Origin of the sequence: Rahnella sp. PAMC25617, assembly GCF_050606005.1 — a bacterium.
GTDB classification, from domain to species: domain Bacteria; phylum Pseudomonadota; class Gammaproteobacteria; order Enterobacterales; family Enterobacteriaceae; genus Rahnella; species Rahnella variigena.
Window position 1 is genome coordinate 1 of record NZ_JBOCUM010000015.1, and the last position, 20,594, is coordinate 20,594.

20 protein-coding genes and 1 rRNA gene are annotated in these 20,594 nt (G+C 53.5%); 2 read left to right on the forward strand and 19 right to left on the reverse strand.

The window, feature by feature from the left end:
• Positions 1-77 precede the first annotated feature (77 nt).
• A 5S ribosomal RNA gene (gene rrf, locus ACM615_RS18845) occupies positions 78-193 on the forward strand.
• Positions 194-321: 128 nt separating this feature from the next.
• Here rrf and ACM615_RS18850 read toward each other — a convergent pair.
• The 6 genes from ACM615_RS18850 to trxC all read right to left on the reverse strand — a co-directional run bounded on the left by ACM615_RS18850 (position 322) and on the right by trxC (position 6,181).
• On the reverse strand, positions 322-666 hold the full coding sequence (locus ACM615_RS18850) for a YfiM family lipoprotein (protein WP_129639449.1): 345 nt from the start codon (positions 664-666) through the stop codon (positions 322-324).
• Positions 667-730: 64 nt separating this feature from the next.
• Positions 731-2,083, reverse strand: coding sequence for a CDP-diacylglycerol--serine O-phosphatidyltransferase (pssA, locus tag ACM615_RS18855; protein WP_240783347.1), 1,353 nt, complete (start codon positions 2,081-2,083; stop codon positions 731-733).
• Entirely contained in the window at positions 2,064-2,111 is a 48-nt protein-coding gene (locus ACM615_RS18860) for a hypothetical protein (RefSeq protein WP_217203873.1), read from the reverse strand. Before ACM615_RS18860 ends, pssA begins: the two co-directional genes overlap by 20 nt.
• 119 nt (positions 2,112-2,230) lie before the next feature.
• Positions 2,231-4,891: a bifunctional acetate--CoA ligase family protein/GNAT family N-acetyltransferase gene (locus tag ACM615_RS18865; protein ID WP_431012337.1), complete on the reverse strand. Its 2,661-nt coding sequence runs from the start codon at positions 4,889-4,891 to the stop codon at positions 2,231-2,233.
• Positions 4,892-4,922: 31 nt separating this feature from the next.
• Positions 4,923-5,633, reverse strand: a complete 711-nt coding sequence (locus ACM615_RS18870; protein ID WP_431012338.1) for a tRNA-uridine aminocarboxypropyltransferase — start codon at positions 5,631-5,633, stop codon at positions 4,923-4,925.
• A gap of 128 nt (positions 5,634-5,761) precedes the next feature.
• Positions 5,762-6,181 (reverse strand): thioredoxin TrxC, encoded by a 420-nt coding sequence (gene trxC, locus ACM615_RS18875; protein ID WP_015695963.1) that lies wholly within the window; start codon positions 6,179-6,181, stop codon positions 5,762-5,764.
• A gap of 242 nt (positions 6,182-6,423) precedes the next feature.
• Between trxC and ACM615_RS18880 the strand changes: the two genes are divergently transcribed.
• Positions 6,424-7,527, forward strand: a complete 1,104-nt coding sequence (locus tag ACM615_RS18880) for a tRNA/rRNA methyltransferase (RefSeq protein ID WP_431012339.1) — start codon at positions 6,424-6,426, stop codon at positions 7,525-7,527.
• 75 nt (positions 7,528-7,602) lie between these two features.
• On the opposite strand, the gene emrB is transcribed toward ACM615_RS18880, so the two are convergent.
• The 13 genes from emrB to proV all read right to left on the reverse strand — a co-directional run bounded on the left by emrB (position 7,603) and on the right by proV (position 20,438).
• Complete coding sequence (gene emrB / locus ACM615_RS18885) at positions 7,603-9,138, reverse strand: multidrug efflux MFS transporter permease subunit EmrB (RefSeq protein ID WP_113877526.1); 1,536 nt, start codon at positions 9,136-9,138, stop codon at positions 7,603-7,605.
• A 17-nt stretch (positions 9,139-9,155) separates the two neighbouring features.
• Entirely contained in the window at positions 9,156-10,331 is a 1,176-nt protein-coding gene (emrA, locus tag ACM615_RS18890; RefSeq protein WP_113877527.1) for a multidrug efflux MFS transporter periplasmic adaptor subunit EmrA, read from the reverse strand.
• A gap of 25 nt (positions 10,332-10,356) precedes the next feature.
• Positions 10,357-11,811 carry an efflux transporter outer membrane subunit gene (locus ACM615_RS18895; protein WP_129638945.1) on the reverse strand — a complete coding sequence of 485 codons (1,455 nt, stop codon included), beginning with the start codon at positions 11,809-11,811 and terminating at the stop codon, positions 10,357-10,359.
• 23 nt (positions 11,812-11,834) lie between these two features.
• Positions 11,835-12,356, reverse strand: a complete 522-nt coding sequence (gene mprA / locus ACM615_RS18900) for a transcriptional repressor MprA (protein ID WP_095923421.1) — start codon at positions 12,354-12,356, stop codon at positions 11,835-11,837.
• 174 nt (positions 12,357-12,530) lie between these two features.
• The gene (ygaH, locus tag ACM615_RS18905) at positions 12,531-12,872 is read right to left on the reverse strand and encodes an L-valine transporter subunit YgaH (protein WP_112290461.1); all 342 of its coding nucleotides are present in this window, start codon (positions 12,870-12,872) and stop codon (positions 12,531-12,533) included.
• Entirely contained in the window at positions 12,862-13,623 is a 762-nt protein-coding gene (locus ACM615_RS18910; protein ID WP_129638946.1) for an AzlC family ABC transporter permease, read from the reverse strand. Before ACM615_RS18910 ends, ygaH begins: the two co-directional genes overlap by 11 nt.
• Before the next feature lie 174 nt (positions 13,624-13,797).
• A complete protein-coding gene (locus tag ACM615_RS18915; RefSeq protein WP_112290457.1) occupies positions 13,798-14,982 on the reverse strand; it encodes an MFS transporter in 1,185 nt (394 codons plus the stop codon).
• A 166-nt stretch (positions 14,983-15,148) separates the two neighbouring features.
• Positions 15,149-15,580, reverse strand: coding sequence for a type II toxin-antitoxin system HicB family antitoxin (locus ACM615_RS18920; RefSeq protein WP_113877531.1), 432 nt, complete (start codon positions 15,578-15,580; stop codon positions 15,149-15,151).
• A 21-nt stretch (positions 15,581-15,601) separates the two neighbouring features.
• Positions 15,602-15,784 carry a type II toxin-antitoxin system HicA family toxin gene (locus ACM615_RS18925; RefSeq protein WP_113877532.1) on the reverse strand — a complete coding sequence of 61 codons (183 nt, stop codon included), beginning with the start codon at positions 15,782-15,784 and terminating at the stop codon, positions 15,602-15,604.
• A gap of 114 nt (positions 15,785-15,898) precedes the next feature.
• A complete protein-coding gene (proX, locus tag ACM615_RS18930; protein WP_112290456.1) occupies positions 15,899-16,894 on the reverse strand; it encodes a glycine betaine/L-proline ABC transporter substrate-binding protein ProX in 996 nt (331 codons plus the stop codon).
• A 24-nt stretch (positions 16,895-16,918) separates the two neighbouring features.
• Positions 16,919-17,929: a glycine betaine/L-proline ABC transporter substrate-binding protein ProX gene (proX, locus tag ACM615_RS18935; RefSeq protein WP_431012340.1), complete on the reverse strand. Its 1,011-nt coding sequence runs from the start codon at positions 17,927-17,929 to the stop codon at positions 16,919-16,921.
• A gap of 116 nt (positions 17,930-18,045) precedes the next feature.
• A complete protein-coding gene (gene proW / locus ACM615_RS18940) occupies positions 18,046-19,218 on the reverse strand; it encodes a glycine betaine/L-proline ABC transporter permease ProW (protein WP_431012351.1) in 1,173 nt (390 codons plus the stop codon).
• A 23-nt stretch (positions 19,219-19,241) separates the two neighbouring features.
• The gene (proV, locus tag ACM615_RS18945; protein WP_112290451.1) at positions 19,242-20,438 is read right to left on the reverse strand and encodes a glycine betaine/L-proline ABC transporter ATP-binding protein ProV; all 1,197 of its coding nucleotides are present in this window, start codon (positions 20,436-20,438) and stop codon (positions 19,242-19,244) included.
• Positions 20,439-20,594 lie beyond the last annotated feature (156 nt).

The window sequence follows — 20,594 nt, forward strand, 5'->3', positions numbered from 1 at the left end:
TGTTCCGAGATTGGTTCGTATGGCGGAGTGTGTGTGAGAAATCATGGCATGATGCGGTATGGATGAAACAGAATTTGCCTGGCGGCAGTAGCGCGGTGGTCCCACCTGACCCCATGCCGAACTCAGAAGTGAAACGCCGTAGCGCCGATGGTAGTGTGGGGTCTCCCCATGCGAGAGTAGGGAACTGCCAGGCATCAAATTAGTGGAAAGCCCTGTACTGACGTACAGGGCTTTTTGCTATGGGGAATCTGATGATGTTTGGACGTTACTTGCCCTGATTTTGGCATTTATTACTCCGCTTGAGCTCTGCCAGAACCCCTGTTAGTAATGAGCCAGATGATAAGCGCTGTATCCGACAGCTGCGCCTGCGATATCCCAGCTAAAATCTTTCCAGCTCCAGCCACTCCCACCTTCCCGGCTGTCATAAAGCTCTTTCGCCGCACCCAGTCCGACAGAAAACATCAGTCCGAATGAGCGGCTGCGTGCTTCATTCCATCCCTGATGATCACCATAGGCAGTTCCAGCTGCTGCTAATACTGCTGATCCCACAAAGTGCTCGGCCTTATCTTTGCCTGTCCATGCGTCATTCGCATAATGCGTGCAACCACTGCATCCCAATATCAGCGCGATAAGAGGAAGTCGGAGCGCTACAGATAATCTTTGCATCATAGGGTGGAATTCCAGATAAAAAAAAACCCGATCACGAAGATCAGGCTTTCAGTATAGCCAATTACAGAATTCGGCTGATGAGTCTGTCGATTCTTATCCGCCGTAAGCGTCGGATAAGCTTACGAACTTTGACCGGATAATTTGGAATGCTCTCCAGTTCCATATAGTGCGAAACCACATGCGTATGCTGGCGAATTTCTTCCAGCTCTTTATGACGCGCAGCGGCCATTTCTTTATGCGGATCGTGGATCAAAATGGCATTCTCAAGATCCAGACGCCAGGCGCGGGGATTGAGGTTATTACCGGTAATCAGTTGCCAGCGGTCATCTACCCACATGCCCTTCAGGTGATAGCTATTATCACCGTCTTTCCACAGACGGACAATTAACTGTCCGCTGTCAACAAAACGCTGTAAACGGCTCAGGAAGCGGCGCAGGTTAATTTCATACAAGTACGGTAAGGCACCTATGATTTTGAATGGCTGATCTTGCGGAATATAGAAATCGTTCGCGGTTTTATCACCCACGATAATTTCCACCTGCTTTCCACGGCGCAGCAGATGAATAATGTTGCGCGCCAGCAGGGCAGGCATATTGAAGTAAGGCGTACACAATGTCAGCTTATGATCCGTGCTGGCCATAAGATGATGGATAGTCCGGTTCAGCTCATTTTGTTTGCCAAGACCCACAATCGGCGTGACGGCCAGTTCATCATTACCGGCGCTATCTTTAAAATGATAGCCACTGGTACGCAAGGTCTGGCGGAACTGACGTGTTTCGTTCTTGATCTCGATACTTTTTGGACGATCTTCGCGATCCAGTCGCTGTACGGCAGACGCGGTCAGGATCGACTTCTTCATAAAGTCGATCATTGTGTTGGCCAGCGCCGTATTCGTCAGTAACTGATAACGGTCATAACGATACTTTTCATGGCGATGCAGATAGACATCGTTAAGGCTCGCGCCGCTGTAAATGACCTGATCGTCGATCACAAAACCCTTGAGATGCAAAACGCCCAGCGCTTCGCGGGTATTTACGGGCACACCATATACCGGCACGGAAAGTCCGGGATGCTCTTTCGCCATACGACAATACCAGTCAGCATTGGTATTTGCCGCTGCAGCGCCGATGCGACCACGCTGAGCACGGTGCCAGTCAACCAGCACGCAAATCTCCAGCTCGGGGCGACGCTGCTTGGCGTCATACAGCGCCGACAGCACATCGCGACCGCCATCATCGTTCTCAAGATAGAGCGCGACCAGATAAATCCGTTGGGTGGCGTTAGCAATGGCTTCGAGCAGCGTCGTACGGAAATCTGTCGGACAGTAGAGCGTTTTTACAGCATCAACCGTTTGGGGGAGTTTGGGTAGCTGAGCAAGGTGTTGTTGATGTTTATTACGTTTGAATTTTGACAACATCACAGTGCGCTTCTTCTCTCTTCATGTAATGGCTTTAGCGGCACAAACAGATATAGGTAACCGCACAATCGGTCGATAATACCATTAGTCCTGTCTGATGTGCGCATCTTTTGCCTGTTCATCGCGCAGGCTCACGGTTTCCTGCTACAAAATTCGGGTCTTTTCCAGCGTCAGGGAGAGGTTCACAATACCGTCCTGAATCTGAATATCGACGTCAAATCCCAGCTTTCTGGCCAGCGTAATCATGCCGCGATTGTTGGGCATAGTGATTCCGGTCAGACGTTGCAGCCCATGCTCTGCGGCGTAATCAATCATCTTATCCAGCAGGCGTCTTCCGAGCCCTAAACCTTTCAGGTCTGAGCGAACCAGAACCGAGAATTCGGCATCAGTATTATCGGGATCTGATACCGCTCGGGTGACACCAATAATTTCACTTTTTTCATTAAGAGTATGAATAGCCACGAATGCCATTTCGCGGTCGTAGTCGATTTGCGTCATATTCGCTAAATCTTCATGTGTGAATTCGTTGATCTCACTGAAATAGCGATAGTAGAGATCTTCCTTCGTCACTTTCAGGATAAACGCTTTAAGCAGTGGTTCATCTTCCGGCAGTATCGGGCGGAACAACGCTTGCGACCCGTCTTTCAGTATAACGTGCTCTTCGAGTTCACGTGGATAAGGACGAATTGCCAGTCGTGACGGTGCGCCGGGCCTCTGTGCCGAAAGCTGCATTGAAACATCGAGCAGGCTGAGTTCATTGCCGGAAACCAGCAAAGGATGAATATCCAGACGTTCGATTTCCGGGCAATCAATAATCAGGTTCGACACGTTTACCAGCAGCTGACTGAGCGCCGGGATATCGAGAGGATGCAACGCATTGCGCCCTCTGATTTTGCCGCTCTTGAGCGCCTGAACGACCTGATAGCGTGCCAGCGTCATGTTCAGCGGCGGCAGGGAAATCGCCGCCTGTCTTTCCGGAAGCCAGTCAGTGCCGCCCTCGGCCAGCATAATCAGCGGGCCGAAGACCGGATCCTGTTCGACCACCACGCGAAGCTCCTGTGATCCGGGCCGGTTAGCCATGGTTTGCACCAGCAGCCCCTGAATCCTCGCCTGCGGAAATGCTTGTCTGGCGCGGTCAAATATCGCATTCGCCGCCTGTTCCACTTCGCTCGCGGTGCGCAGATATAGCATCACGCCCTGCACTTCTGAATTATGCGGGATGTCCGGAGAACGCAGCTTCAGCGCCACCGGATAGCCAACCTGACTGGCGATATTCACCGCTTCTGCACTGTCACTGGCTATCCATGTCGGCAACACATTCATTCCGTACGCCTGCAAAATTGCGCGCACTTCATGGGTATCGAGCTGCGTGGTGCCTTCCGCTAATGTCCGGGCGATCAGCTGATGTGCCTGATCGGTGTTCTGTTCAAGATCTGCCGGAAGAGCCGGCGTTTCTTTCAGCTGTTTCTGGTTACGACGATATTCCACCATGTGCATAAATGCCGTCACCGTGCCTTCCGGCGTCCGGTAAGTCGGGATGCCAGCTTCAGTGAACAGTTTGCGGGCTTCCTGCGACGAAAACTCACCGCACCAGTTAGTCAGCAGCGTGATGTATTTACCTCGGGGATGCTGACGAACGGCTTCAATCAGGTGGCTGGCCGTCACGGTGCCATGTGCCGCCGCGCTGGGTGCGTGGATAACCAACACTGCGTCGTAATCTGTGCTGTCGAGCAGGGCGGTCATGACCGCCTGATACAGTTTGGGTGTGGCATCGTCGCGCAAATCTAACGGATTGGCTGCGGTAATCGATGGTGGCAAAACGGCGCTCAGAGCGTGACGGGTTTCATCACTGAGTTTCGCCAGTTTGCCGTTACGCGAGAGTAACTGATCCAGTGCCATCGCAGCCGGGGCGGCGCCGTTGCTGATAATTAGTAAGCGCTCACCTCGCAACGGGCGCATATGGCTCAGCGTTTCGACCGCAGAAAACAGTTCGTGCGTATCCTGCACACGCAGTAAACCGGCGCGCTGGATAGCAGCATCATAGGCGGCATCCAGACTTAGAGGGCTGTTGAGCAGCTGCTGTGCCTGTCCGCTTCGACCGCTTTTGATCACCAGAATCGGTTTATTTCGTGAGGCACTGCGTGAGGCGGAAAGAAAACGTCGTGCATCGCTGATGTGTTCGAGATACAGCAGGATGGCGCTGGTTTTACTGTCGCGGGCAAGGAAGTCGAGCAGGTCATCGACATCAATATCCAGGCTGTCACCGAGAGAAACGAAATAAGAAAATCCCACGGCACGCTGTTGCGCCCAGTCGAGAATAGTATTGGCGACGGCCGCCGATTGCGAAATAAACGCCAGTTTGCCGGGAAGGATCGGTACCGGTGAAAAGCTGGCGTTCAGTTTCTGCCACGGGGCGAGAATACCCAGACTGTTCGGGCCAAGCAGGCGCATCGAAAAGCGCTGAGCGCAGGATTTCAGATCAGCGAATTGTTGTGGCTGTGAGGAAAGCACAATGACTGTTTTGCAGCCGCGTTCGCCAAGCTGTTCGAGCAGGGCGAGATTGCGGTCAGCGTGCGTGCAGAGAATAGCCAGATCCGGTGACATCGGCAGGCTGGCGACATCCCGCCAGGTTAGTACGCCACATACGGCACGATAAGCAGGTGTGACCGGCAGCACCGGGCCATTGAATCCGCTGTCGAGCAGGTTGCGCATCATCAGATATCCGGCGCGGCCCGGCTTATTGCTGGCACCAATAACCGCGATAGATTCAGGTCGTAAAAGTGCTTCCAGTCCGCGCTGACTCATAACTTCTCCGGTTCATCATGTTCCCATGATTCTAGAGGCTTTCTTCGTTCTTTGCTGTGAGCTGATGCACCGGATGATGGGGTTTTCCGGCCAGATACTGGGTACGGAAATGGGTGAAGTGTCGTGACAGACCCGCAGATGCGTCAACATCACCGGCTTTTTCCAGCAGGGCAGCGGCCACTTCCACGGTGCAATGCAGTTCCGGGCGCGAGGCTTCACGCAGGATATAGCCGGAGCCGGAGCTGGCGCTTACATCGAGTGAGAATACCGGCAGATTATCCAGATATGGGCTTTTGCGGAACATCTTGCGGGCTTCGTTCCAGGTGCCGTCGAGCATAATGAATAAAGGCGGTTTACTGCCTGCCGGGACTTCTGTAAATACCTGACGCGGAGGTTCGGCGAAAGAGGCCGGAAACACCACGTAAGCCTGACGTTCGGGATCGGCAATGGCTTCCAGCAGCGCCGGATCCGTTTCAGTACGTGACCACAGAAATGCCTGCGTATCCGGTAATACATCCGCGATTAACCGGCCGGTATTGCTCGGTTTCATTGGCTCTGTGTCAAACATCACCAGACAAAAACGGCTGGCAGCCTGATGGATTTCGCGCGTGGCGCAGATGCAGTTACGTGTGGGTAACAGGCAGGTCTGGCAGCGAATGGCCCGGGATCCGCGCGCAAGGAAAGGGCGGGTGGAACGGGCTAAGCGCTGCTCACGCAGGCGAAGAACGGCATTGTCTGACATAAGCATTCCGGTTAACGAAAAACGGCTATTCTAAACACCCGGTCAGGACAGGCAAGTGGCAACTGCGAATAACAGAAAAAGGCCCGTATTGTACGGGCCTTCGGCAGGGCTTTATAACGGCATATGCGTTACAATGATTCATTAAGCCAGTTGTTGAACGGGGCCTTAGGCATCGCTCCGCTTAACATATCGACCATTTTGCCTTCATTAAACACCATAATGGTCGGAATACTGCGGATACGGAACCGCGCGCTCAGTTCAGGTTCTGCTTCGGTATTAACCTTAATGAAACGGATCTTACCGGCGCGCTCCTGAGCCACATCTTCGAAAATTGGCGCGAAGTTAACGCAAGGGCCACACCACGGCGCCCAGAAGTCGATGACAACGGGCAAATCATCTTGCAGATATTTGTCCAGGGTAGCGGCGGTGGCGTGAACCACATCACCTTCAAAAAGTGCGTGACCGCAGCGGCCGCATTTTGCGCCGTCGTCGATACGATCCTCAGGCAGGCGGTTTGTGGCCTGACATGATGAACAAACCGTATTCATAAATAGCCTCTACATTGCTTAACGTGAGAAGGGCATCAACCACAAACCCGTTTTACCCTTAAAAACGGTGAATAAAACGGCTGATATGTTACTTGTATGTTGTAAGTATGAGGGCGACACCTCACCTAAACAACGTGGTTTATTCAATGAATACGATAGTTTTAAGCTTTTGGTCCAAAGCCTGTGGCTTAGCTCACAGACATCAGGTAATCTTCGCGCCCTGCGCGTAGGTGGAGAGAAAAATGAACGATTCATTCAGTGGCAAGAACGGCAAAGTCAAAGTGATGTACGTCCGTAGTGACGACGACGGCGATAACCGCAATAACGATAAACGTCCTTCCAACAATAAAGGACGTCCGGGCGATAAACCACGCCAGGGTTCCCGTCCCGACGATGCCCGCCGCAATGAGCGTCGTAGCAGCGACTCCCGTGGTGATTCCCGCGGTCCGGCTTCGCGCCGTGGCGATGATCGCCCGCGTCGTCCGGCTCGTGATGACGACGGCCCGTACTCTTCGCCGTGGAAAACAGTTTCACGTCCGCCGGCAGATGAATCTGTTCCGGATCACGGTGGTATCAGCGGTAAAAGCTTTATCGATCCTGAGCAGCTGCGTCGTCAGCGTCAGGAAGAAACCCGCGTGTATGGCGAAAACGCTTGTAAGGCACTGTTCGCCAGCCGCCCGGACGCTATCGTCCGTGCGTGGTTTGTGCAATCCGTTACCCCGCGTTTCCGTGAAGCACTGCGCTGGATGGCGGCAAACCGCAAAGCCTACCATGTGGTTGAAGATGACGAACTGGCGAAAGCATCCGGTACCGAACACCACGGCGGCGTGTGTTTCCTGATCAAAAAACGTCAGGGTCTGGATGCAGAAACGTATCTGCAAACGGCTCCGGCGAAAGACTGCGTACTGGCGCTGGAAAACGTCGGCAACCCGCACAACCTCGGCGGTATCATGCGTTCTTGTGCGCATTTCGGTATCAACGGGATGATGGTTCAGGATCCGGCTCAGCTGGAATCTGGCGCAGCAGTCCGTACCGCTGAAGGCGGCGCGGAACACGTTAAAGCCATCAGCGCGGATAACTTCCTTGAAGTGCTGGAAACCTTCCGTAACGCGGGATACACCATCGTGACCACGTCGAGCCATAAAGGTACGGCGCTGGGCAAAGCGCAGTTACCGGCTAAAATGGTGCTGGTGCTGGGTGAAGAAAGTGATGGTTTGTCTGACAGCGCCTGGCAGCAGGGTGACCTGAGCGTGTCAATCGGCGGCACCGGTAAAGTGGAAAGCCTCAACGTTTCCGTGGCATCCGGTATTTTGCTGGCAGAATGGTGGCGTCAGAACCAGGCGTAATCGCCCGGTTTTAGCCATAAAAAACGGACGCGTAATGCGTCCGTTTTGCTTTCTGACATTCAGGGAATACCTGGATTAGTGCGCGCCACCGGCTCCGCCACCGCTGGTGAACGGCGGACGGGCGAACCAGATTAAGATCAGCAGCACCAGGAATGCGCCACCGGATAACCAGAAAATCTCATTGGCAGAGATGATCAGTCCCTGATTAGTGATTTCCCGCGCTATCCAGCCAGAAGCCTGCTGATGGCTCATGCCCATCCCTTCCAGCTGCTGATAGGTTTGCGTTGCCGCCGGATTAAACGGCGTGATGTTTTCCGTCAATTGCGCGTGGTGCAGCGATTCACGGTTCGACCACATAGTGGTAGTGATCGACGTACCAATCGAGCCTGCCAGCGTACGGATAAAGTTCGACAAACTTGATGCCGCCGCCATGCGTTCAGGCGGTAAACCGGACAGAATAATGGTCGTCAGCGGCATAAAGAAGCAGCCGACCGCGAAGCCCTGAATAAACTGCGGCCACGCAGATGCGCCAAAATCCATCCCCGGTTCGAACGTATACGCACGCCAGAAGAAGCAGTAGGCATACATGATAAAGCTGAAGGTCACCAGCTTTCGCATGTCCAGACGGTGCGCAAAACGCCCGATAATCGGCGACATCAGAACCGGCAAAATCCCCACCGGCGCGGACGCCAGACCGGCCCAGGTGGCGGTATACCCATAGACCTCTTGCAATAGCTGCGGCAGCAACACAATTGCGCCGAAGTAGAGCATGTAGGCCAGGCTGATACACAGCACGCCAATGGTGAAGTTTCGCGATTTAAACAGTGACAGGTCGACTATCGGATGGTCGTCGGTCAGTTCCCAGACCACAAGGAAACAGAGCGCGACCACCGCCACGACCGCCAGTACGATAATTTCCGTTGAGTTAAACCAGTCGAGTTCTTTACCCCGGTCGAGCATCACTTGTAATGCGCCAATGCCCAGTACCAGCAGCACTAACCCCACACTGTCGATGGGCCTGATCTGCGTCGCGGTTTCGCGCCCCTTCAGCGTTCTCAGCGTCAGGAACACCACCGCAATGCCGATCGGCACGTTGATAAAGAAGATCCAACCCCAGTGGTAGTTATCACTGATATACCCGCCCAGGATCGGCCCGCAGATCGGGGCGACGATCACTGTCATCGACCAGAGCGCGAGCGCGGTACTTCGCTTGGCCGGCGGATAGTTATTCAGTAACAAACTTTGCGAAAGCGGGATCAGCGGACCTGCCACCACACCCTGCACCACACGGAAGAAGATCAGCATTTCCAGACTGGTGGACATACCGCACAGCCACGATGCAATCGCAAACAGCACCGTGGACCACAGGAAGAGTTTGACCTCGCCAATACGTTTTGCCAGCCAGCCGGTGATCGGGATCGAGATGGCGTTCGCCACCCCGAACGATGTGATAACCCAGGTGCCCTGTGAGTTCGAGGCACCCAGATTCCCGGCGATGGTCGGGATCGCCACGTTGGCGATCGTCGAGTCCAGCACCTGCATAAAGGTAGCCAAAGACAAAGCCACCGTCATCCAGGCCAGCGGGGCGCCTACCAGCGGTTTATTTGCCACGAAGGCCTCCGGAGATTTTAGCCTGCATTGGCATGGATAACGTCAGCAATGATGGCGTTGACCGGCGCCAGATCCAGCGTCAGCGCGCTGGTCTGATACAGCGGTTCGCTGCGGACTTTATTCGCCAGCACCAGACCATCACGGTTTTGAGTATCGACAGTCACCAGCGTGGATAAACCGATACGCAGCGGATGCTCAGCCACTTCCTGATCGTTAAGTTCGATACGAACGGGCAGACGCTGAACCACTTTGATCCAGTTGCCGGTGGCATTCTGCGCCGGTAACAGCGAGAACGCGCCGCCAGTACCCATGTCCATACCAACGACTTTGCCGTGGTATTTCACGTCATCGCCGTACATGTCACTGACCACGGTTGCCACCTGACCAATACGCATATTCGCCAGCTGGGTTTCTTTAAAGTTGGCATCGACCCAGATGTGATGCGCCGGAACCACCGCCATCAGGGAGGTTGTCGGGCTGATCTGCTGACCAATCTGTACGGCACGACGTGAGACAAAACCGTCAATCGGGCTGCGCACTTTGGTACGTTGCAGGGCAAGCCATGCGTCACGCACCTGAGCGGCAGCCTGCAGAACCTGCGGCTGCTTATCGACCGGCGTATCCAGAATCATCGCCTGATTAGCGTTGTATTGCTGAACGGCGACATCGTACTGCGCTTTCGCAGTATCGACAGCATCACGGGCGTGTTGCAGTTCTTCACGACCAATCGCATCGGCATTACCCAGCACGATACGGCGTTTGAGGTCAGTCTGCGCCTGTTGCAGTTGCGTCTGACGCAGCGCGATATTGGCCTGATATTGTTTACCGTTGATGATCAACTGATGCGTCTGACGCACGCTGTTGGCCAGCGCCGTTTTAGAGCGTTCGAAAGCCTGCTCTGCATCGGTCGGATCGATAGTCACCAGCACGTCGCCTTTTTTAACAAAGTCGGTGCTGTCGAAATTGACGTCGGTCACGCTGCCCGACACCTGCGCCATAATCTGAACCTGATTACCGGCCACATATGCATCGTCGGTAGACTGGAAATGACGTAACACCAGCAGCCAGTAGAACAGGTAGGCGATGGCGATAATAATGAAAATCCCGGTTAACAAGAGCATCGCGACTTTGCGCGTTTTTTTCTTATTTTTCGGAGCTTGCGTCGTTGCCTGAGTTTCGGCATTTGCGCTCATGGTCTTCTCCACACTGAGTCTTTTATTATGATTTTTGGTCCGCGGCCGGGGCCTGATAGCCACCCCCAAGCGCACGGATGAGACTGATTTTTGACTGCATTAACTGACTGCTGGCGTTGAGTTGCGCCTGTTGTTGTTGCAGAAGCGCTGACTGGCTGCTTAACAGCTCATCCCGTCCGATGACGCCAGCGTTGTATCTTGCATCCGAAACGCGATACACCTCTTCCAGCGACTTAGCGGCAGAAGATGCCTGCTGCAATTGTTCCGCGCTGCTTTTCGAGACTGTAATGGCATCCGCAGTTTGCTGGATGGCGTTCAGGATGGTCTGGTTATACGACTCAACTGACTGGTCATATAACGCGGACTCTTCGCCCAGTTTGGAGCGCAGTGCACCGGCGTGGAAAATCGGCAGCGAAATGGCTGGCGCGATATTCCAGGCTTTACTGGCTGCTTCAAAAAGATTCGGGCTGGTGCCGCCATAGTTGGTGGTCGTCAGACCGCCGAAGGCACTGATGGAAAGGCTTGGATAAAATTCTTTTTTCGCGGCACTGACCCGCTGGGAATAGGACTCCACCAGATCACGCTGTGCGGCGATGTCCGGGCGTTTACCCAGTAATTCCAGCGTCAGTTCGGCTTTAGGTGCCAGCGCTTCTGCCGGTGGCAATGCCACGGCGTGGAGGCCATTCATCGCATCCGGACCACGTCCTGCCAGCGCAGAAAGCTGATGTCTCAGCTGTTCAGTTTGCGATTTCAGGTTGATGATCTGCTGTTTGGCACTGTCGGCCTGAGCCTGGGTTTGTTGCGGGATTTCAATGCCATAGACGCCGGCCTGATATTGCGCTTTCCGCAAATCTGCCAGACGCTGGTTGTTATCCACTTCGTGTTGCAGAACATCTTGTAAGGCAAGATTGGCCTGTAACTGATAATAGGCTGACGCCACCGAACTGGTCAGCGTCAGAGCGGCTTCAGCCTGTTCAGCACGGGCGGAATCCACCTGTGCTTTCGCGGCATTCACCTGATTGCGGTATTTACCCCACCAGTCAAACTCATAGCTCAGATTCAGCCCGAGGCTGTTGCTGCTGTCGTAGATCGGCGCTTCAGGATAGCTGGTCAGGAACGGCGGGATCGTGTTTTTTGCGACACGTTCACGACGCGTAGAACCATTCAAATCCAGATACGGACCATTGGCGGCATCGGCTTCTCCCATCACGCTTTGTGCTTCGCGCACGCGAGCGGCGGCCTGACGTAATGACGGCGAGTTTTGCAACGTCGTGGTCATCAGGTTATCCAGTTGCGGGTCATTAAGACTGCGCCACCACTGAGGGCCGAGGGTCAGGGAACTGACTTTTGCCTGCTGCAGATGAAGCTGTTGCGTATCCAGCAGCGACGACTGAGGAGCAATATTATTACTGGAGGCACAGCCGGCCAAAATCAAAACGGCAAACAGCGGCGTAAGCCTCCAGCGAGCTTGGAGTGACATGTGTAGTTTACCTGAACAGAAATTTAGAATTGTTGTAGTGCTGTTGCATCCATCTGATCAAGGCGAGTTAACAGTTTGCGGGTCAGGGTTTCTAACTGCTTCTGCTCATCTGCGTCTAAAGTTGACCAGAGAAAATGCAGACTCTTGTGTTGAGGCGGCAGTAACTTCTGGATAAAGGCTTCCCCGTCAGGCGTCAGGTGCAAATGCAGGCACCGGCGGTCGTTATCGCTTTCACGGCGTTCAATCCATCCGCGTTTTTCCAGCTCATCCGCAATACGGGTGGCATTAGTACGGGAAGAACCCAGCGCAGAGCTAAGCTCAGAAGGCTGAATGCTGTGACTTTCCTGCGCATCCAGGGTCAGTAACGCCATAAACAGCGTTTCATTAATCCCTTGTGCTTTCAGCATTTTATTGCGGTTTTCAAGCAATTTACTTTGCATGTGCATACACAGGCGGGTCAGCAGAATTTCCTGATAAGGGAAATCTTTTTGCTTTTTGGCCCGGAAATTTAACATGTTTTCAATTGGCGCGAACGAACTGTCCATATGAGAAGCCTCATTAGTTACAGATGACATAGTAACGATGGTAATTAATAATATCAATGTCATGAATCACCAATTCTTTAGCAATTAGTGTGATTCATAACTCCGGTGAATTATTCGATGTTTAAAGTATTCGGCAGAGTTTTCCCTGCGGATACTCTGCAGTAAAAAAGGTCTTCAGCCTGCGGCCATCAGCATCACCTTAAACACCAGCCCGTATGCCAGGGCACCGGTCAGTGTGGCAATAATGATACTTTTGGTTCGCCAGAAAATCAGCGCGAGAAGCACAAAACCGGCCAGCGAAGGCAGCAGCTTTTGATGATCACGCAAAATTTCAGGCGTGCTTGAAACCACCAGTAACGCGCAGATAGACGCGATACCGATGCTGTCGAGCACGCGGGACAGAGGGCCACTTTTTGGCCCGGGTTTCTGCCTTGCGCCCATACGCAAAGGCAAATACCGGAACAGGTAATTCACGGTGCCGACGAGCAGACAAACCAGAATGACATTAGTGCTCATCTGAGGTTATCTCCGTGGCAGAAGAGGATTGAGGGCGTTGCAGCAGGGCGGCAACGCACCCGGCGGCCAGACCGCAGCCGATAGCGGCGGGAATTGACCAGAACAGCAGTCCGCCCAGTGCGCCAGCCAGCGACGCGACAAACACCATACTTTGCTGGCGCTTAAACGCCGCGAGCAGAAAACTCAGAAAAAGCGCCGGTAACATAAAGCCGAGTGCGGCTTCGATAGCCGGGAAATTTTCCAGTGGCCCGTTGCCAAATAACGCCCCCACAGCAGTACCCAATACCCATGAAAGCCAGGAAGACAGCGCAATGCCGCACATCCAGTTTTCGCTCCAGCTGCGTTTATCGCGGATAAGCCTTGCGGTGGCAGCGGCAAACACTTCGTCCGTCAGGCCAAATGCCCACAGCGCGGTTTTTTTGCCATTGAGTTTGCCCACCAGACGGTTACGCAGCGATGGCCCGTACAGCACATGTCGTACATCCATTGCCATCACGGTAAGGGCAGAAACCCACAAGGACATTCCGGCGCTGAGCAGCGCGGTGATCACAAACTGACTGGCGCCAGCGTAGATAAGAATGGAAAAAAGCAGACTTTCAGCTGGGGTGAATCCCAGTTTTACGGCGCTGAGGCCAAATGCAAAAGCGATGGGCAGATAGCCAATGACAATGGGCAGGCTGTCGGTAATACCTTGTGCGAATGTTGAAACACGGACGGGGTCGGGTGCTTCGAGATCTGGGTTGCTTTGCATGGGTGTTTAAAAGATTGTGAAACCGGATGAGTTCCGGCAAATAATTCATGGTGCAAACATTACCAGACTGTAAGTATTGTTAACACCCTTTGGTTCAAATAAATTTCCAATATGATTATTCGCAAGCTAATCAGGAGGGGTGATGGTTCCCTCCTGATGTAATTTCGTACGTTATTACGCCAGCTTGTATTTATATCCCTTTAGCCAGACCAGTAAATTCAGCACACACATAAGGGTTCCTGCTGCTGACACGCCGTACCAGCCTGCGGCCTGATAGGCGGATGCGGACACCAGCGAGCCGACCGCACCCCCAATAAAGTACGTCGTCATGTAACCCGCGGTCAGGCGGTTACGTGCTTCCGGCATGGTTTTGTAGATGACACTTTGGTTGGTGATGTGGACGCCCTGAACCGAAAGGTCCAAAACGATGATGCCGATAATTAGCGAAATCACTGAGTGCTGGCCCCAGGCAATCGCCGCCCAGGACAGCAGCAGCAGAATCAGACCCGCCGTGGTGGTCAGATGCGCTTTGCCCTTATCCGCCAGATGTCCCGCACGGGTAGCCGCCAGCGCACCCGCCGCGCCCACCAGCCCGAACAGTCCGATCACGGCTTCGGAATAGTGATACGCCGGGCCCGCCAGCAGAAACGCCATTGACGTCCATAAAATACTGAAGTTAGCGAAACAGAACATGCCGATCAGCGCACGGGTGCGTAACACCGGCGTGTGGATGAACAACGTGAAGATGGATTTCAGCAACTGCGGATAATTCAGATCCGTTTTCTGCTGGTGTTTCGGCAGCTTGCGCCACAAGACCAGCGCCATCACGATCATCAGTGCGCTCGCTACCCAGTAAACCGTGCGCCAGCCGCCCAGCGATGCCAGAGCACCGGCGACGGTACGCGCCAGCAAAATGCCCAGCAGCAGCCCGGACATAATCAGCCCGACCACCTTACCGCGACGCTCTGGTTCAGCCAGCGTAGCCGCCAGCGGCACCAGAATCTGCGCTACCACCGAGAACAGCCCGGTCAGCGCCGTCCCGACCAGCATGATGGTCAGCGTAGGTGCCATGGCTGTGAGCAGCAATCCTGCCGCGGAAAGCAGCGTCATCAGTACTATTAACCCGCGACGTTCGAACATATCGCCGAGCGGTACGATAAACATCAGCCCGCAGGCATAACCAAGCTGTGCCACGGTGACGATAAATCCAGCCTGATTGACGGAAAGATCAAATGCGCGTGCGATAGTTTCCAGCAGCGGCTGCGGGTAATAGTTACTGGCGACGGCGAGCCCGGTGGCGACTGCCATCAGAATAATCAGCGCCGGGCTGAGTGGTGAATGTGTGGTCGTTTTTTTCATAATGGGGATAACAGATCTTATTGAAGAAGCAGGGGAATGCGAAAAACGATTATCGTTTTGGTTGAAATATTAAACCAATGAATAGTTTTCATGGCAACTATTTGGTTTTGCAATAGCCGTACCGGCAGGCTTGTTTGCAGCAGGGGATTTCCCTGCTGCGAGACTCTTAAGCCAGCAATTCCTTACGCGCGGCCATCGCCAGAAAATGGCTACGGTCGCGATACGACGGATGATTTTTAACTTTATTATCAATACGTTTGATCAAAGTATCAGGCAGCGAAATATTAATCCGGTGTGCCTTCCCTTCGAACTCTGACAGATCAATATCGATCAGAAACCAGGTATCGAAGTCGGAATATTCGGGATTAGCGGCATACACCAAATGCCCGGCATCAAAAATATCATCAACAACAAAGCGTTCGCTTTCGATCAAATCTTCTACCGTCATCAGGATGGCTTCTCGAACCATAGGGGCGATTTCTTCACGGGTATCCGCTGCAGAGAAGCACCCGTAATCGAATTTGGTAAATGCTGGTACCACCATACCGTACGCGGTTTTATCATCTTTTGGCGTTTCAAGCCCGACTGAAAAGAACATATTCAACCTCCAGTTGCAGGATCATATCCCTGCCATTTTCATAATGGATTTGAGGGTTCCCACAGGTAAATCATTTTTGGGGTGAGGAACGGGAAAAGTTTTGTTGGTGACAGGTGACCACCAAATTTGATGACTTCCTCCCCGGTGACGCTTGAGTTCACAACCCGCTGCAAGCAGCGCTTTAATCAATTCCGTCGATTTCATGGGCTCTCCTTAACAATGTGTCATTATACACACGAATACACACCAAGGCGATTGACAAAAAAAACGGGCGGAGATTTCTCCCCGCCCGCTGGCCTTACTGAGTCTGATGTAATGTTATTTCGCTGCGGCAGCCGCTTCTTTTACCCAGCCGTCGAACTGTTCCTGGTGGGCTTTGATCCAGCCATCTGTCTGCGCGGAGATATCAGCATCTGAATTTTTACCCGCGTGCATGGCGGCGTTCTGCGCATTGATGTCTTTGAGTGGCAGTTTCATGATGGCAAACAGTTTTGCCGCCGCCGGGTTTTTCTCAGCCCAGGCTTTGTTTGCCACGATGTGCATGGTGCTCACCGGGAAACCGTAGTTTTTGCCGTTTGGCAGTGTGGTATCGGCATTTTTATCACCCGGTACCACAGAGAACGGTACCTGCATCCACAGCACGTCTTTGCCCGGAACCAGCACATTGCTGACCCAGTACGGCGTCCAGGTGTAATAGAAGATCGGCTTACCTTCTTTGTAACGCGTGATGGTGTCGGCAATCATCGCGGAATAGTTACCCTGATTGTGGGTCACGGTATTTTCCAGTCCGTAGGCTTTCAGCTGCTCATTCAGCGCGGCTTCACAACCCCAGCCCGGCGTACAGCCGGTCAGATCGGCTTTGCCGTCGCCGTTGGTATCAAACAGCTTGGCCAGTTTCGGATCCTTCAGCTGTTCAATATTGGTAATGTGGTATTTCTCAGCGGTTTTCTTATCGATCAGCCAGCCTTGTGCCGCGCCGGTCACGTAGGTGCCTTCGCGGTAAAAGACTTTGTCGCCACCGGCGGCTTTGTACATTTCATCATGCAGCGGTGACCAGTTGACGGCGGTGAAGGTCGCATCACCGGCAGCCAGCGTTGTGTAACCGACGTTGTAATCGACCTCACGGGTTGGCTGCACGTCATAGCCCAGTTTTTCCAGCGCCTTGCTTACCAGTTCGGTCTGAAAAGACTCCTCACTGATGGTACTCTGGACCGGCGTCACGCTGATGCCTTTACCCGGCAGATCGGCAGCGAATGTAGTGGCTGTTGCAAATGTGGTGAGGGCGGCAACCGCCCAGATTCCTGTCTTTTTCATAAATTCCTCGATTTTTATAATGCGTTATTTTGCTGCGTCAGCAGCTTCTTTAATCCAGCCATCGAAGGTCGCCTGATGCGCCTTGATCCAGCCATCAACGTGCTGCTGGATATCTTCTGATGAGGATTCACCTTCATGCATTCGCAGGTTCTGTGCATTCACGTCGGCCAGTGGCAATTTCATGATGGCGAACAGTTTCGCGGCTGCCGGGTTTTTCTCAGCCCAGGCTTTGTTTGCCACAATGTGTTCGTTATTGACCGGGAAGCCATAGTTCTTGCCGTTAGGCAGGGTGGTATCCATGTCCTTCTGCGAACCCGGATTTGCCGAGAACGGCACCGTCAGCCAGACCACGTCTTTGCCCGGTTTCATCTCGTTGCTGACCCAGTACGGTGTCCAGGTGAAATACAACACCGGCTTACCGGATTTAAAGCGGGTGAGGGTGTCAGCGATAATCGCCGAATAGTTTCCCTCGTTTTGCGTCACGGTATCACTCAGGCCGTAAGCCTTGATTTGGGTATTGATCACCTGGCCGCAGACCCAGCCCGGATTACAGCCTGCCATATCAGCTTTGCCGTCGCCGTCGGCGTCAAACAGTTTGGCGATTTTCGGGTCTTTCAGCTGCGACAAATCGTGGATGTGATATTTGTCGGCGGTTTTCTTGTCGATCAGATAACCCTGTGCCGCGCCGGTGATATAAGTGCCCTGACGGTAGAATTTCTGGTCGCCACCGGCTGCGTTATACATGTCTTTTTGCAGAGGTTCCCAGTTCACGGCCATGTAAGTGGAATCACCGCTGGCGATGGCGGTATACGCCACGTTGTAATCCACTTCACCGGTTTGCTGAACGTCGTAGCCCAGTTTTTCCAGTGCACGGTTAACCAGTTCGGTCTGAAAAGTTTCTTCTGCAATGGTGCTTTGCAACGGTTTGACGACCACGCCTTTGCCCGGTAAATCAGCAGCGAAAGCGGCAGGTGTCGCAATAGATAATGCGAGGATGAGTGTTTTGATGTGTGTCTTATTCTGAGTTGTGCGCATGGTGAACCCTTATTCTTTTTAAGTTTGTGGCTTATGAATACGTAAGAGTGGACTGCGTTGTTTTAGCTTTTGAGAGTTCCCGGCAGCGAACCGCCGGGAAAAATGCAGTATGTGGATCAGGCTTTTTTGGTGAAAGGCTTCATCACCAGACCGACAGGACCGCGGGTGAACCAGCGGTGACCGCCTTTACTGCGGCTGTCGCGACCCATCGACTGGGTGAGGCGGTCGAGAATAATGGCGAGGATAACGATACCCGCACCACCGACCGATGCCAGACCCATGTCCAGACGGCCGATACCGCGCAGAACCATCTGACCCAGACCACCCACGGCGATCATCGAGGCGATGACCACCATCGACAGTGCCAGCATCAGCGTCTGGTTAATCCCGGCCATGATGGTCGGCATCGCCAGTGGCAGCTGAACTTTAAACAACATCTGACGCGGGCTGGAACCAAATGATTTCGCGGCTTCGATCAGGTCTTCCGGCACCTGATTGATACCCAGAATGGTCAGACGCACGACAGGCGGCAAGGCAAAGATAATCGTCACCACGACGCCAGGTACGTTACCGATACCAAACAGCATGACGATCGGCACCAGATAAACGAACGCTGGTGTGGTCTGCATGGCATCCAGTAACGGCCTGATAATCTTGGCCGCCTTCTGGCTGCGCGCCAGCCATATCCCGAGCGGTAAACCTATCAGGATACAGAAGAACAGCGAGGTCAGAACCAGCGCCAGCGTCACCATTGCCTGTGACCAGGCACCGATCGCACCGATCAGCACCAGCGAAACCAGCGTGGCTGCACCCATACCCAAACCGGCCATCTGCCACGCAAGCAGGGCAAAGACCAGGATCGCAATCGGAGCGGGCAGAGATTCCAGACCGTGCTGGAAACCGCTGAGAACGAAATCGACCGGGACGCGGATCCCCTGGAAGACAGGGCGGAAGTTACCGACCAGCCAGTCGATCCCCTCAGTGACCCAGCGGTCGAGCGGGATCAGCGTGCTGTGAAACGGATCGAGAATATTAAAATGCTGATGCTGTTCCGGTGCGACGCTCAGCCAGTCGTTGGCCTGCGCGGCGGCATGATGGGTGGCATCCGGTGCGCTGGTCGCGGCATCGCTGCCACCGCCCCATGGATCACTGCTGCTGGCATCGGCTGGCGCTGCACTCGTCGCGGCGTCAGCTTGTGGTGCAACACCGCCACTGGCGTTATCGGCACTCCACGGATCGACGGACGGATCCAGGGCCTGTGCCTGAGCGGCTTGTGCGTGCTGTGTCATCGTGTTCGTTACGGTTGAAATGCTCATTCGTTACCCCCTTCTTTGTCCAGAGCCTGAAGCAGCATGGCTTTGGAAATAATGCCGATATAGTTATTGTCCTCATTGATCACCGGTACGGCGCAAGGCGCGGCGGCGACATGAGAAATCAGTTCGCTGAGAGGCATGTCTGCCTGCACGGCTGCCGGAGATTCCAGCAGGGCACTTTCCAGCGACTGATTGGCTTTAAGCGCAGTTTTCAGGGATTCAATCGACACCACGCCGATGAATTTCTGTCCACGTTCAAGCACATAACCATATTCACGGTCTTCGTCTTCGAGCAGCTTAAGGGCGGCACGGGGACCAAAACCGGGGGTTTTACGAATAAGCGTGCCACGACGGCGGGCAATGTCTTTGGCACTGAAGACCTGACTGATATCGACACCGCGGAAGAAGGTGCGCACATAGTCGTTGGCCGGATTATTAAGAATGTCTTCCGGCGTGCCGACCTGCACCACTTCGCCGCCCTGCATAATGGCGATGCGGTCGCCGATGCGCATGGCTTCGTCGAGATCATGAGAAATAAACACAATGGTGCGCTGATGCTGAGCCTGAAGCTTCACCAGCTCATCCTGCATTTCAGTACGAATTAACGGATCGAGTGCTGAGAAGGCTTCATCCATCAGCAGAATGTCAGGATTATTGGCCATGGCGCGGGCTAAACCGACACGCTGGCGCATACCGCCCGACAGTTCATCAGGATAAGAGTTGGCATAGTTTTCCAGCCCGACCTGACGCAGGGCGTCAATGGCTTTGGCATTGCGCTCTTCGACCGGCACACCGGCCAGTTCCATACCAAACGCGGTGTTATTCAACACGGTCAGGTGTGGCATCAGCGCAAAGGACTGAAAGACCATACTGATTTTACTGCGGCGCACCTGGCGCAATTTTGCTTCTGAGATTTTGGCGATATCTTCGCCGTCGATCAGGACTTCGCCACGGGTGGGCTCTATCAGACGATTGAGAAGGCGTACCATGGTGGATTTACCGGAACCGGATAACCCCATGATGACGAAAATCTCGCCTTCTTCAATGGCCAGACTGGCATTCTTAACGCCAAGTGAAAGACCGGTTTTCTCAAAAATTTCTTCTTTACCCTTGCCTGCATCAATCATCTTGAAAGCGCGATCCGGGTTTTCGCCAAATACCTTATAAAGATTCTTTACTTCGATTTTAATTGCCATGCAATGTGCATTCCTTGGATATAAATAGCCGTATCGGCTCGATGTCTAGTTTTTGTGTTGGACCGTATAAGATTTTGCCTGTAACAAAATAGTGAACGCTTTATACCCTAACACATCGAAATTCTGAGACAAGTCTCAATGTTTCTGAATAATATT

Excerpts from the sequence above, each read along its gene's own strand:
- ACM615_RS18850 (WP_129639449.1), bottom strand. The coding sequence starts at position 666 with ATGCAAAGATTATCTGTAGCGCTCCGACTTCCTCTTATCGCGCTGATA.
- ACM615_RS18865 (WP_431012337.1), bottom strand. The coding sequence starts at position 4,891 with ATGAGTCAGCGCGGACTGGAAGCACTTTTACGACCTGAATCTATCGCG.
- ACM615_RS18870 (WP_431012338.1), bottom strand. The coding sequence starts at position 5,633 with ATGTCAGACAATGCCGTTCTTCGCCTGCGTGAGCAGCGCTTAGCCCGT.
- trxC (WP_015695963.1), bottom strand. The coding sequence starts at position 6,181 with ATGAATACGGTTTGTTCATCATGTCAGGCCACAAACCGCCTGCCTGAG.
- ACM615_RS18880 (WP_431012339.1), top strand. The coding sequence starts at position 6,424 with ATGAACGATTCATTCAGTGGCAAGAACGGCAAAGTCAAAGTGATGTAC.
- emrA (WP_113877527.1), bottom strand. The coding sequence starts at position 10,331 with ATGAGCGCAAATGCCGAAACTCAGGCAACGACGCAAGCTCCGAAAAAT.
- ACM615_RS18895 (WP_129638945.1), bottom strand. The coding sequence starts at position 11,811 with ATGTCACTCCAAGCTCGCTGGAGGCTTACGCCGCTGTTTGCCGTTTTG.
- mprA (WP_095923421.1), bottom strand. The coding sequence starts at position 12,356 with ATGGACAGTTCGTTCGCGCCAATTGAAAACATGTTAAATTTCCGGGCC.
- ygaH (WP_112290461.1), bottom strand. The coding sequence starts at position 12,872 with ATGAGCACTAATGTCATTCTGGTTTGTCTGCTCGTCGGCACCGTGAAT.
- ACM615_RS18910 (WP_129638946.1), bottom strand. The coding sequence starts at position 13,623 with ATGCAAAGCAACCCAGATCTCGAAGCACCCGACCCCGTCCGTGTTTCA.
- ACM615_RS18915 (WP_112290457.1), bottom strand. The coding sequence starts at position 14,982 with ATGAAAAAAACGACCACACATTCACCACTCAGCCCGGCGCTGATTATT.
- ACM615_RS18920 (WP_113877531.1), bottom strand. The coding sequence starts at position 15,580 with ATGTTCTTTTCAGTCGGGCTTGAAACGCCAAAAGATGATAAAACCGCG.
- ACM615_RS18925 (WP_113877532.1), bottom strand. The coding sequence starts at position 15,784 with ATGAAATCGACGGAATTGATTAAAGCGCTGCTTGCAGCGGGTTGTGAA.
- proX (WP_112290456.1), bottom strand. The coding sequence starts at position 16,894 with ATGAAAAAGACAGGAATCTGGGCGGTTGCCGCCCTCACCACATTTGCA.
- proX (WP_431012340.1), bottom strand. The coding sequence starts at position 17,929 with ATGCGCACAACTCAGAATAAGACACACATCAAAACACTCATCCTCGCA.
- proW (WP_431012351.1), bottom strand. The coding sequence starts at position 19,218 with ATGACACAGCACGCACAAGCCGCTCAGGCACAGGCCCTGGATCCGTCC.
- proV (WP_112290451.1), bottom strand. The coding sequence starts at position 20,438 with ATGGCAATTAAAATCGAAGTAAAGAATCTTTATAAGGTATTTGGCGAA.